The sequence below is a fragment of the Janthinobacterium sp. 67 genome (assembly GCF_002797895.1).
In the GTDB taxonomy this organism is placed as follows: Bacteria; Pseudomonadota; Gammaproteobacteria; order Burkholderiales; family Burkholderiaceae_D; genus Janthinobacterium.
The window spans coordinates 174,327-186,492 of sequence record NZ_PGES01000002.1 but is presented as its reverse complement, the minus strand read 5'-3'; the positions used below and the strand labels follow the sequence as shown (position 1 = coordinate 186,492).

Below are 12,166 nucleotides of genomic sequence, written 5' to 3'. Positions count from 1 at the left end.
CCAAGCTTAAGGCATGACTATGTCGTTGAGTGCTTGAGCTGGTTGTGGCGTAGTAGGCGCAGACCATTAAACACTACCAGCAGACTTGCACCCATATCAGCGAACACCGCCATCCACATCGTCGCATGGCCAGAAAACGTCAGCACTAGAAATACCGCCTTGATACCTAAGGCCAGCACAATATTCTGGGTCAGGATGCTTGCTGTGGTCCGTGACAGCCGTACAAAGGCTGGAATCTTGCGAAGGTCATCATCCATCAGCGCGACATCGGCAGTCTCGATTGCGGTATCCGTACCTGCCGCGCCCATTGCAAAACCGATGTCAGCGCGCGCCAGTGCCGGTGCGTCGTTGATGCCATCGCCCACCATCCCGACTTGGCCATCGCCGCCCACAACAGATTCGATGGCCTTTAGCTTGTCTTCAGGCAGCTGGTTGCCGCGCGCCTCGTCGATACCAACTTGCTTTGCAATCGCCTCGGCCGTATGAGGGTTATCCCCTGTCAACATGATGGTGCGCACACCAAGCGCGTGCAAGTCGGCGATCGCTTGTCGGCTCGTCTCCTTTACCGTATCTGCCACCGCGAACAAACTCAATACCTTCTCGGAGGCCGCAAGCATGACCGCCGTTTTTCCTTGGCGCTCAAGTGCCTCCAACGTGGTCTCCAGATCTGGCGTGCTGAGACCAAGCTCGGCAATCAAACGGTGGTTGCCAAGATGTAGCACCTGGCCATCAATTTGTCCCCGTACTCCCCGGCCGGGAATGGCTGAAAAATCTGTGACATCACGTTGCGCAATGCCGCCATCCTGTGCCGCGCGCGCTATCGCTTGTGACACCGGATGGTCCGAGCGCGCGGCAAGGCTAGCAGCTAACGAACGCACCATTGATTCATCGCCGCTCAATACCTGGAAGTCGGTTTGCGCTGGCTTGCCGTGCGTAATGGTCCCAGTCTTATCCAAGGCGAGTACCGTCAGCTTACGGCCGCCCTCTAGATAGACGCCGCCTTTGATCAGAATGCCCTTGCGCGCAGCTGCGGCCAAACCACTAACAATCGTCACTGGGGTCGAGATGACAAGTGCACATGGGCAAGCGATCACTAACAGTACCAGGGCTTTGTAGATCCAGTCCATCCACGCTGCACCCGTTGCCAATGGCGGCACAACCGCCATCAGCAGCGCGACCACGAAAACCGCTGGCGTATAGATCAGCGCAAACTGGTCGACGAAGCGCTGCGTCGGTGCCCGACTACCTTGCGCCGATTCGACGGCGTGAATAATGCGGGCCAGCGTGGAATCGCTCGCCCGGGCTGTGACCCTGTATTCAAAGGACCCGGATTCGTTGATGGTGCCTGCGAACACAGTATCGTTGACGCCTTTTTCCACAGGCAGGCTTTCTCCGGTAATCGGTGCCTGATTGATTGCGGATTGACCGTTGACGATCACGCCGTCGAGCGCTATGCGCTCGCCTGGCTTGACGCGCACCACCATGTCGAGCGCTACGTGTTTGGCCGGGATGTCCATCCAATTTCCATCCTGCTGCCGCACGGTAGCAGTCTCGGGCGTCAGATCCATCAAGCCGCGTATAGCATTTCGCGCACGGTCGAGCGATTTTGCTTCGATCACTTCGGCCAACGCAAACAGGAACATGACCATCGCCGCTTCGGGCCAGTGGCCAATTAGCATAGCACCGGTGACTGCAATCGACATTAGCGCGTTCATGTTCAGATTTCGGTTCTTCAGTGCAATCCAGCCCTTCTTATAGGTAGATAGTCCACCGGTCGAAATCGAGGCAAGGGCAAGCACAATCACCGCCCAGTGAATGCCGTCATTAAGGTAATAAACAAGCTCTGCGAGAAGTGCAGCAATGCCTGAGCAGGCGATCATCCACCAGTTGGTTTTTTCAGGCAGGGCGGCTTCGGTCGCTTCCGCTTCATGGCCACCTTCGACTTCCGCTTCGAGTCCAAGCGATTTCAGGGCGGTCAAGGCAGCAGAAAGGGCCTCAGGCGCATGGCGTAGCGTCAGCGTGCGTTGCATCAAGTTGAACTGCAGATCCATGATGCCGGTCATGCCGCTCAGTTTTCCTCGAATCAGTCCTTCTTCGGTCGGACAGTCCATTTTGGAGATTCGAAGTATGCTCGTGCGCTCGCCGCTGATATTCTCGCGGCGCGCCTTCATGCCGATGCCAGCGAGCGCCACTTCTACTGCCTCAAGAGATGGCAGAGAATGGGTCACCGTCAGCTTGCGCTGTACCAGATTGAAATCTAGGCCGTTGACCCCGGTGATTTTGCCGAGCTTGCCCCGGATCAGCCCTTCCTCGGTCGGGCAATCCATATTTTCGATGTGATATGTCGCGCGACTCTGGTCTTCAGGCGAGGAGGTCATTATTGACGTCGATGATGTCGTTGCGCATCCGCAACTTGTTGATTTGCTTTTGTCCATACAGAACTCCTTTGTTCATGTTCCCCATGCGTTTCTTGGCAGGGGTAACGCTGATGACTGTTTAAGAAAGAACACCGGAATTGCATTATTCTCCGTGCGATCTCTGTTTACGCCGCTCGGCGCATGCTATCGAAGGCGGCCAGCTTGGCGGCGTGGCTCACTTTCTGTCCCGAAGCAGATGGGTTTTGGGAGCGGTATCAGGCTGAATGCTAACCGACAGAATCTGTATTACTTCTGGCACATTCCCATCCTTGCAGTATTGCGGGGATATTTCGACCTTGTCGTGAAGCTCAGGCTTGATCGATGCCGGCACATGCGCGCTGAGATATTCGCTGTGGCGGCCATGGGGAACCTTGATTCCTACGTAAGTTCCGGCAGCGATCTGCGCTGATGTCAATGAAGTGAGACAACGCGGCGGGGACACCCGCAATTTCTCAGCGGTGTAGATTTCGCTAACATAGCCGGCTCGACCGTCGGGTCCCAATCTCGGATCTGTCGCACATCCTGTCAGAGCCAGAGACGCAGCCGTCGATGCCAATGCTGCCAATGCAAATATATGAGTTTTCATCGTTGTCCAGTTCTATGGTGGTCAGATCGCCTCGTCGCTAGGCAACTTTAGTGGCGCTTTGAATGTCGCTGATAAAGACCCATCCTGTGCTCGGCCGCGCAGCCCGAACAATGAGCTGTTGCAGCGGCTCAGCCAAGTTGTCGTCACAAATGAGCTCCAACTTCATTTCCGCCACTACCGGCTCGGCAAGTTCGACGGAATAGTGCTGCTGGTGCGGGTCCGCACTGGTGTACAGTCTTTGCACTGTCGAAACTGTCAGGTGATAGCAACCGACCCCCGAAGTGATGTCGCACATTCCGGAGTCACGCAATGCCTCCGTCACCGCGGTGATGCGATGAGGATGTACGAAAGCGTTGATCTGTTTCATGTCATGCTCCTCTAAAAAATGCCGCCCGGTGCGGGCGGAAAATGGTCGATTAAGTCGCTGATAAAGCTTTACGTTGCTTGCGATTCTCCACCCACTCATAGAGCAGCGGCAGTAGTAAGAGGGTCAGCGCCGTCGAAGTGAATAGACCGCCAACTACAACGGTGGCCAGCGGGCGCTGCGTCTCGGCCCCGACTCCGCTCGACAACAGCATAGGCACCAGGCCAAAAATCGCGATCGATGCAGTCATCAGGACCGGACGCAAACGCAATGCCGCTCCTTGCCGCACCGCGTCGCGAATCGACATGCCTTGTTCGCGCTGGTCGTTCAGGAAAGTGACCAGGACAATGCCATTGAGCATGGCAACGCCAAAGACCGCGATGAATCCGATCGCCGAGGGCACGGACAGGTATTGTCCCGTGATGAACAGGCCCACTACACCGCCAATAGTCGCGAATGGCACGTTGGCGATGATGAGCGTGGCATACGTGAGTGAATTGAATGCCGTGTAGAGCAAAATAAAGATCAGGCCGATGGTCAAGGGAACGATGATGGCCAGTTTGGTCATCGCGCGTTGCTGATTTTCGAAGGCACCACCCCACTCGATTACGTAGCCCTCTGGAAGCTTGACCTGCTGAGCGATTTTTGCGCTGGCTTCTTTCACGAAACTATCCACGTCCCGGCCCTTGACGTCCATCTGGATGACCGCATAGCGCTGCAGCTGTTCCCGGCGGACGAATGAATAGCCTTCATCGAGTTCGATTGTCGCCACATCCGACAGGGGTAACAGGGCGCCGCTCTCGGTACGGATCGGGATGGCGCTGATGCTTTGGACGCTGTTACGAAATTCTGGCGCTAGCCATACTTGGATGTCGAAGCGTCTGGTGCCGTCGATCACCGTCGACACGGCCTTGCCGCCGATACCGGCCTGGACCACATCGAGGATGTCATTGGCATTGATCCCATAGCGCGCTGCGGCATCCCGGTTCACATTGATGACCAATTGCGGCTTGCCCTTGTTTGCTTCAAGCGACAGATCCGCTACGCCAGGAACTTTGTCAAGTACGCCCTTGAGCTGGCCGGATAGCCGGTCCAGCGCGTTCAGGTCCTCGCCATACAGCTTCAATGCAAGCGTCGCGCGTACACCTGAAATGAGCTCTTCTACGCGCATCTGGATTGGCTGGGTCGCTGAAATCACCGATGAAGGCGCGGTCTTTTCGAGCTTTTCCTGCATCGATTTTGCCAACGCCGGCACGCTGATCTTCTCGGGCCACGTGGCCTGCGGTTTCAGGTTCACCAGCAGCTCCATGTAGTTCACGTCTGCCGTATCGCCCTTTTCGGCCCGACCGATCATGGCAATGGCCGAGTCAGTTTGGGGGAACGTCATTAGTGTCTTTTCCAGTTGCTGGGAGATGCGGATCGATTCGTCGAGCGAAGTTGATGGGATGCTGCTTACCCTGAACATGATCGTGCCCTCCTGTAGGGAAGGCATGAATTCTTTGCCCAGAAAGGGGATCAATGCAAAGGACGCGAGCAGCGCCACGACCGCTACACTGATGACGAGCTTTTTTCGTTCCAGTGCCCAATCTAGCATTGGCAGGTAGAGTCGTTTTGCATGCCGAACGACGAAGGTATCCTTTTCTTGCTTGGGTTTCAGAATTAGCGCCGACAATACGGGTACCAGCGTCAGCGTCAGGACCAATGAACCGATCATGGCAAAGGTGATGGCCAATGCCATCGGCTTGAACATCTTGCCCTCTAATCCCGTCAGGGAGAACAAGGGCAGGAAGACGACAATGATGATCAGGATGGCAAACGCAACGGGGTTCATCACTTCGCGCGCCGCCTCAAGGATGATGTGGGTCTTGTTGACGGACTTCCCGCCTTGATGGGACAGCAAGCGAAATCCATTTTCGACCAGCACGACCGCGCCGTCGACCATCATGCCGATCCCCACCGCCAAGCCGGCAAGCGACATCAAGTTGGCTGAGAGACCCCATTGCTTCATCAGGATGAAGCTGATTAGCATGGCCAACGGCAAGGTGACGATAACGACCAGGGCGGACCGGATTTCACCCAGAAACAGGAACAGGATGAGTGCCACCAGAATTGACCCTTCAATCAATGCACGTTCCGCCGTGGCGACTGCTTTGTCAACCAGTTCGGTACGGTCATAAATGGCCTTAATCGACACGCCTTTGGGCAGCCCTTGTTGAACGACCTTGAGTTTCTCCTTTACGCCTTCAACGACAACCTTGGCATTTTCGCCGATGCGCTGCAGCGCGGTGCCAAGCACGACTTCTTTGCCATCCTTTGTTACCGCACCTGAGCGCAGGGAGGGGCCTTCCTTGACCTCGGCGATATCCCGCACATAAACCGGCGTGCCGTTGCGGGTCGCCAGTACTACACTGCCAATGTCTTTCGCACTGGCGACCAGGCCCAGGCCGCGCACCAGATACTGCTCTTGTCCGATGTTCAAATACTGCCCGCCGACCTGGCGGTTATTGGCCGTTAGCGTTTCCATGACGGCTTTGAGGCTGATGCCGTATTTGATTAACTGGTTCGGATTGATTAGTACCTGATACTGCTTTTCATCGCCGCCCCAGGAGGTCACGTCGTCTACGCCGGCCGCCGTGCGCAGTTTGAGGCGCACATTCCAGTCTTGCAGCGTGCGCAAGTCCATTGTCGACATGCGTTGATCGGCCGATTCGACGGTATACCAGAAGACCTGTCCCAGTCCTGAACTATTAGCGCCGAGTGTTGGCTCGCCATACCCTTCAGGTATCCGCTGTTTCGCTTCCAGCAATTTTTCGCTGACCAGTCGCCGCGCGAAATAGGTATCGACGTCATCCTTGAAATTGACGCTCACATACGACAACCCAAACAGCGAGACTGACCTAATCGCCTCCACACCGGCGAGTCCAGCCATGCTCGTTTCGATCGGCGTCGTCAGCAGTTTCTCGACATCTTCGGCAGCCAGTCCTGGCGATTCCGTGTAGATATTGACTTGAACCGGGGTGACGTCGGGGAAGGCATCAACCGGCAAATCGCGCCAAGTCTTTACCCCCAAAATAATAACGATCACGAACGCGACAATGACCAGCACCTTGTAGCGCAGCGATACATCAACAATGGTATTTAACATAGTGGTCCCTTAGTCCGCGTCGCCGATTTGCGACTTGAGCATCTTGGCCTTCAATGCATAGGCACCGGAGGTCACCACTTTCTCGCCTGGCTTGATACCCGACTTCAACACCACGTTCCCACGCAATTTTTCACCTAGGTCGACCGCGCGCGCCTCGAAACCATCGTCCTCGCGCACAAATGCGGTGGGTTGTCCTTGAATCAGCACGACGGCCTGTTCGGGAAGCAGCAGCCTCTTGCTTCCGCCTCCCGCCATGATCGCCGCCGTAGCGAACATGTCCAATTTCAGCTTCCCGTCCGGATTGGGAACTTCTACTCTGGCTTTGATCGTGTGCGTCTCCTTGTCCATCAGGCTGCTGATATAGGAGACTTTTCCTGTAAAGCTCTCGCCAGGGTAAGCGGTCAAGGTAATGAGGGCCGCTGCGCCGGTCTTGACTCTCGCGATATCCTTCTCGTACAGGTTGACATCGATCCAGACACTGGAGAGGTCAGCTATGGCATAGAGCACCTTATCCGGTTGCGCAAGTTCGCCGAGCACCGCCTTTTTTTCCACCACCGTGCCGGAAAACGGCGCGGAGACGGCAAACACGGAGGCATCGCCTGCGGATGCTTGGTGGCCAGCGATTCCCAAGGTCTGACGCCTGGCTTGCGCGGCGCGCAACACTGCCCTGGATTTTTCGAAGTCGCCCTTGGCACGCAAATAATCCTTTTGCGGGATGATTTGATCGGCAAACAGCTTGTCTGCACGTTCCGCACCAGCCTTTGCCAAAGCATGTTCGCTGACCGCCTGGATGAATGCAGACTGCGCTTCTCCCACTTCAATGCTGTCGATCAACGCCAGCGTTTGCCCCGGCCGCACCTTGTCCCCCAGATTGCCTAATACTTTGACCAGTCGACCTGCTACCCTCGGCGCGACGTGCGCGAACTTGTCTTGATTGGCACCGATCGATGCCGTCACTTCGATTTGCTCACTGACCTCTTTTTCCTGTAACGGGGCGACAGTGATGCCCGCAGCTTGAATCTCTTCAGCGGAAAGCAGCAGCTTTCCCTTTTCATGTTCGGCGCTTTCTGCCGCTTTCCCTTTGTCGCTCGCCGAGTCGGCCCGCTGTCCAGCATGCTGTTCTTGTTTAGCGGCGGTCGGTGTCGAGGATTGCCCTTTGCCGCAACCGGCGAGGGCCGCTATCAGGAGGAGCGCGTAAGCGCAACGCCATTGGAGTGAAGTCATGGATATTTTTCCGTAAGAATATTTGGGGTTGGGCTGGATCTCTGGACTCATCGTGGTGCCCCGGTGTCGAGCCAACCGGCTGCCTGCAGCAGGGCAATACGTGTCATCCGCAGTTCGGTTTCGGCATCGATCAGGTCGCGCCGGCCATCGAGTACCTGGCGGATTACGAGAAGGAGTTGCATCAATCCGATCTCGCCTGCCTGGAGACTCTTGAGCGACAAGCGCTGGTTCTCTTCAAGAGCGGAAAGAGCGGACTGACGCAAAGCGTTCGTTCGCACGGTCTGGCTCTGTAGTTTTTGCCACAGCGCGTTGATGTCGCTCTCTGTGTCGCGGATAGCGCTTTGCCGTTCGATCTGTGCCTGCGTCAGTTCGGTGCTTGCACGTCCGATCCCGCCGGCGTTGTTTCGAAATAGTGGCAACGGCAGTGATAGCGTCAATCGGGTGAGCCGTTCGCGGGCATCGCTGGCGCCTTCGCGGGCGGTCGCAATTCCCACTGTCACGTCCGGGTTGCGCGCCGCGCGCTCAAGAGAGAGGCGATGTATCGCCGCCTGCTCGCGATGACCGAGTGCTCGCAGCAGCGGACGGTTTGCGCTTTGTTCCAGCAATTTTTCCAGTGTGTATACGGGCGTCGGAACATCCAGCGAACCTATCGCTTCGGGAAGCTGGCCGGGTGGCATCTGGAGAACCGTACCCAATTCTGCACGGGCTTGAATCAGCTGTTCTTGCAATGAGCCTATTTGATTTCTGGCACGAACCGCTTCGACTTGTGCCAAGTTGCCGTCGAGACGGCTATCCTCGCCGGCCGTCACGCGTTTCTTGATCGCCAGTGCGGTATCTTCAATGGTTTTCAGTGAGCTCTGTTCCGTTGCCGCGCGCTCTTGCAACGACAGCACTTGGACGAATCGGCGTTCTACTTCACCGCGCAATCGGAGGCGCGCCTCGTCAATCGATGCATCGAGCGCATCGAGTTCCTGTCGCGCCGCTTGGCGCCGATAACCTTGTTGGCCCGCGATTTCGACAGTTTGGGCGATGCCCACCATCCACTCGCGTTGAATGTCGGATGTCAAGCCAGCTTGGGGCACAGTGCGCCGCGTGCGTTCCAATGACAGTTCTGGATTGTTATGTAGCAGGCCGCGCGCGTCCGCTGCTTCGCCTTCGACCGCCGCCCGCTGTGCTAGGGCACGGCGCAGGTCTGGGTTCTGTTGTTCAGCACGCAGAAACGCCTGTTCGAGCGAGAGCGAGGTTCCGGAGGTCCGGGCAGTAACGACAGCTTGATCAACTGAGATTTGTATCACCCGTTCGCTGGCATGGGCAGCAACGGGAATGGCTAGTAATGCCGCAAAGAGCGGCAGCATAACGACTTGCATCGAATTCTCCAACAAAACGAGGAATATTCGGCGAGAGGTCGCAACAGCGCACTACTAAAGTGTGCGCTTAGAATAGAACGCCCCCGCCAGCTCAGCTGGCGGCAGGCCATTTAGGCCGTATTGGCCCATCGGGAATGTGCGATTGGTATGCCGTGGCATCGGATAAAACGGCCACAAAGTCTTGTTCTAGCGGAATTGATGAGTTGAAGGAATACGATGGCGTAGCGGCGACAAGATTACAAAACATGTGGCAACCCGGGCAGCAACTACGTTGATACTTGTTGGCAATTTTCTGAGTGGACTTATCAACGGTCGAGCGCTGCCCTGCGTTTTCAGCCGCAGCCTGCGAAAGACTCGTGTCGGCCAATTCGCGTATGCCTGCTACCGCTGCCCATGCCATGTGGAGCGGCAACAACATCATTAGCAGGATCAGGAGCGCACGTTTCATCATTCCAGATTATACACATAAGCCTACGGCTAGCAAAAGAAGATTACAATGCGAATTATTCGCATTAACCTTTCGATTCTTTAAGAAGAAATTGTATGCTCACTCTCCGCTTTTTTTCGATTACCCTGATCTGTCTCGCGTCATCGATGCTGCCGGTTCATGCCGATGACCTGACCACACAGAACAAAACGAAGCAGGTCTGGCAGTTGCTCGACTATATCGCTGTCGATTATCGTAAATCCGTCAAGGACGGCGCGGTGGTCAACCAACTGGAATACACCGAGATGCAGGAGTTTGCTCACGCTGCGGAACGGCAACTGACAGAAATGCCGACCAGCCAGGCCCTGCCAAGGTTGCTAAAGGGCGCGGCCACGCTGCGTGCGTCCGTAGCTGAAAAAGCGCCTGCGGCGGCGGTCGGTGACCAGGCGCACGCGTTAGCTGCCGCCTTGCTCGCGACCTATCCTGTTCCGGTTGCTCCCGCCAAATTGCCGGATCTGCAGCGTGGTGCGGCGCTCTACCAAAGCCAGTGCGCATCTTGTCACGGAGTGTCGGGCCATGCTGATGGCCCACTGGCCGCCACATTGAATCCGCCACCCATTGCACTGTCGGACCACAGTCGCGCTCAAGAGCGTAGCGTATTCGCCCTGCAACAAATCATCACACAGGGCGTCGTGGGTACCTCAATGCCAAGCTTTGCGCAACTGTCCGAGGATGAACGTTGGGCTGTCGCCTATTTTGCGTCTACGCTGTCGTACTCCGGGAGTGAACGCCAGGCGGGCGCAAAGCTATGGTCCTCACGTGCCGATCTGCACGCGGCCGTGCCCACGCTCGCCAAATTGAGCCTGACCTCCGAGGCGGCGCTTGCCAAGACCGCTGTAGGGGACGCGGCGCTGCCGTTGGTCGCCTATTTGAGAAGCACGCCGGACGCCCTCAATGCATCGGGCGCGGACAGTCTTCCGATTGCCAAAAACAAGTTACGGGATAGCATTGCCGCATTGGATAGCGGAGACAAGTCGGCTGCGTCGCAGCTTGCATTATCTGCCTATCTCGACGGATTCGAACCAGTCGAGCCGGCGCTGGCCGCCAAGAACAAGGGCTTGTTTGAGAATATCGAAAAGACCATGGGCTCATATCGCAATGCGGTCACTTCTGGGAATGTCCAGCAGGCGCATTCCATCGAACAGCGTTTACAGGTGCTGCTGACCGAAGCGCAATCAGCGCTCGATTCATCCAATGATCCGCTGTCAACGTTTGTGGGCGCGTTGACGATCCTGCTACGCGAAGGGCTTGAAGCATTGTTGGTTGTAGTCGCGATGATAGCTTTTCTGAAGAAGGCTGAACGCACCGACGTTCTGCCCTATGTGCATGCCGGCTGGATGGCGGCGCTGGCGGCAGGCGGACTAACATGGGCGGTCGCCACGTACCTAGTCGACCTGAGCGGTGCTAGCCGCGAGATGACAGAGGGGTTTTCGGCCATCTTTGCCGCCGTCGTTCTACTCGGCGTTGGCATCTGGATGCATCAAAAGAGTCTGGCGGGGCGCTGGCAGTCCTACGTCAAACAAAAGCTGTCGTCGGCGCTGAACAAAAAATCGGCCATGATGCTGTTCTTATTAGCGTTCGTCACGGTCTATCGTGAGGTCTTTGAAACCGTCCTGTTTTACGCGGCGCTATGGACACCGGAGAACGGTGGGTACTTGCTCGCCGGCCTTGCGACCGGCACGGCAATCCTCGCTGCCATCGGTGTGATTTTATTGCGCTCTTCGGCGCGTTTGCCGATCAGCCAGTTTTTCGCGTTCAGCTCGGCTCTGGTTGCAGTGCTGGCAATTGTGCTCATGGGTAAAGGTGTCGCCGCACTGCAAAAGATTGGCTATCTGGAAATAACGCCAATCACCATGCCTCGGATTGATGTCCTGGGTGTCTATCCGTCGATGCAAACCATCCTGGCGCAAGTGCTGACCCTGATGATTATTGTGGCCAGCGTTGTCTACAATATCCAGTCACAACGGAAATCAAGTGCAAAAGCGGCTGAGGCCATGATGGAACGTTGACTCGGTCAAGATAATTGCCGTAATCTCGTCCAAGGGAGATGACCGACTGGATTTCCGTTCGTCGATTGGGAGTTGGCGCGAAGTTACTGTAATTGGCGGGGTCTCGACGTTTATGCGAATCAGTTTCGTTTCGCCCTCGCACATAGCAGGCTTCCGGCCGCGTGATCCTCGAACCGACCGGCCTCCTCGATGTAACCTTGCCCCGTGCCATCGTGGCGCCAGCCGCCTTGGCACTTGATGTCGCGGAAGTCAGCACCAGCGTGATGCGCGCTGGTGGTCTGACTTTCCAGGACATCGTCACCGCGCTCGACAGCAACAACAATAACGTCGGCGCCGGATACATCGAAAAACGCGACGAGCAATTCCTGATACGCGCGCCGGGCCAGGTCAAGTCGCTCGACGATATGCGCAATGTCATTCTCAACACAGTACAGGGCGTGCCGGTCCGCATCCGCGACGTCGCTGAAGTTGAAGTGGGACGTGAGCTGCGCACTGGTGCGGCAGCTTTGCTGCTGAACCTCGGCTTTGCCTGGCTCGTCGGATCATGGTTTGCACGCTACTGGATAC

8 protein-coding genes and 1 pseudogene are annotated in these 12,166 nt (G+C 56.5%); 2 read left to right on the top strand and 7 right to left on the bottom strand.

Annotated elements, in window-relative coordinates:
• Positions 1 to 17 precede the first annotated feature (17 nt).
• The 7 genes from CLU90_RS28650 to CLU90_RS29580 form a co-directional block, all read right to left on the bottom strand.
• On the bottom strand, positions 18 to 2,435 hold the full coding sequence (locus CLU90_RS28650) for a heavy metal translocating P-type ATPase (protein WP_100429686.1): 2,418 nt from the start codon (positions 2,433 to 2,435) through the stop codon (positions 18 to 20).
• Between the two features lie 157 nt (positions 2,436 to 2,592).
• A complete protein-coding gene (locus CLU90_RS29585) occupies positions 2,593 to 3,003 on the bottom strand; it encodes a hypothetical protein (RefSeq protein WP_157808925.1) in 411 nt (136 codons plus the stop codon).
• Positions 3,004 to 3,040: 37 nt separating this feature from the next.
• A complete protein-coding gene (locus CLU90_RS28640) occupies positions 3,041 to 3,370 on the bottom strand; it encodes a P-II family nitrogen regulator (protein ID WP_100429684.1) in 330 nt (109 codons plus the stop codon).
• 49 nt (positions 3,371 to 3,419) lie between these two features.
• Complete coding sequence (locus tag CLU90_RS28635) at positions 3,420 to 6,512, bottom strand: efflux RND transporter permease subunit (RefSeq protein WP_100429683.1); 3,093 nt, start codon at positions 6,510 to 6,512, stop codon at positions 3,420 to 3,422.
• Positions 6,513 to 6,521: 9 nt separating this feature from the next.
• Positions 6,522 to 7,736: an efflux RND transporter periplasmic adaptor subunit gene (locus CLU90_RS28630; protein ID WP_100429682.1), complete on the bottom strand. Its 1,215-nt coding sequence runs from the start codon at positions 7,734 to 7,736 to the stop codon at positions 6,522 to 6,524.
• A 47-nt stretch (positions 7,737 to 7,783) separates the two neighbouring features.
• The gene (locus tag CLU90_RS28625; RefSeq protein WP_100429681.1) at positions 7,784 to 9,103 is read right to left on the bottom strand and encodes a TolC family protein; all 1,320 of its coding nucleotides are present in this window, start codon (positions 9,101 to 9,103) and stop codon (positions 7,784 to 7,786) included.
• 91 nt (positions 9,104 to 9,194) lie between these two features.
• Entirely contained in the window at positions 9,195 to 9,554 is a 360-nt protein-coding gene (locus tag CLU90_RS29580; RefSeq protein WP_157808924.1) for a hypothetical protein, read from the bottom strand.
• A gap of 92 nt (positions 9,555 to 9,646) precedes the next feature.
• On the opposite strand from CLU90_RS29580, the gene CLU90_RS28620 reads away from it, so the two are divergent.
• Complete coding sequence (locus CLU90_RS28620; protein ID WP_100429680.1) at positions 9,647 to 11,599, top strand: FTR1 family protein; 1,953 nt, start codon at positions 9,647 to 9,649, stop codon at positions 11,597 to 11,599.
• Positions 11,600 to 11,874: 275 nt separating this feature from the next.
• A pseudogene (locus CLU90_RS30255) lies at positions 11,875 to 12,102 on the top strand (efflux RND transporter permease subunit); the annotation flags it as partial.
• Positions 12,103 to 12,166 lie beyond the last annotated feature (64 nt).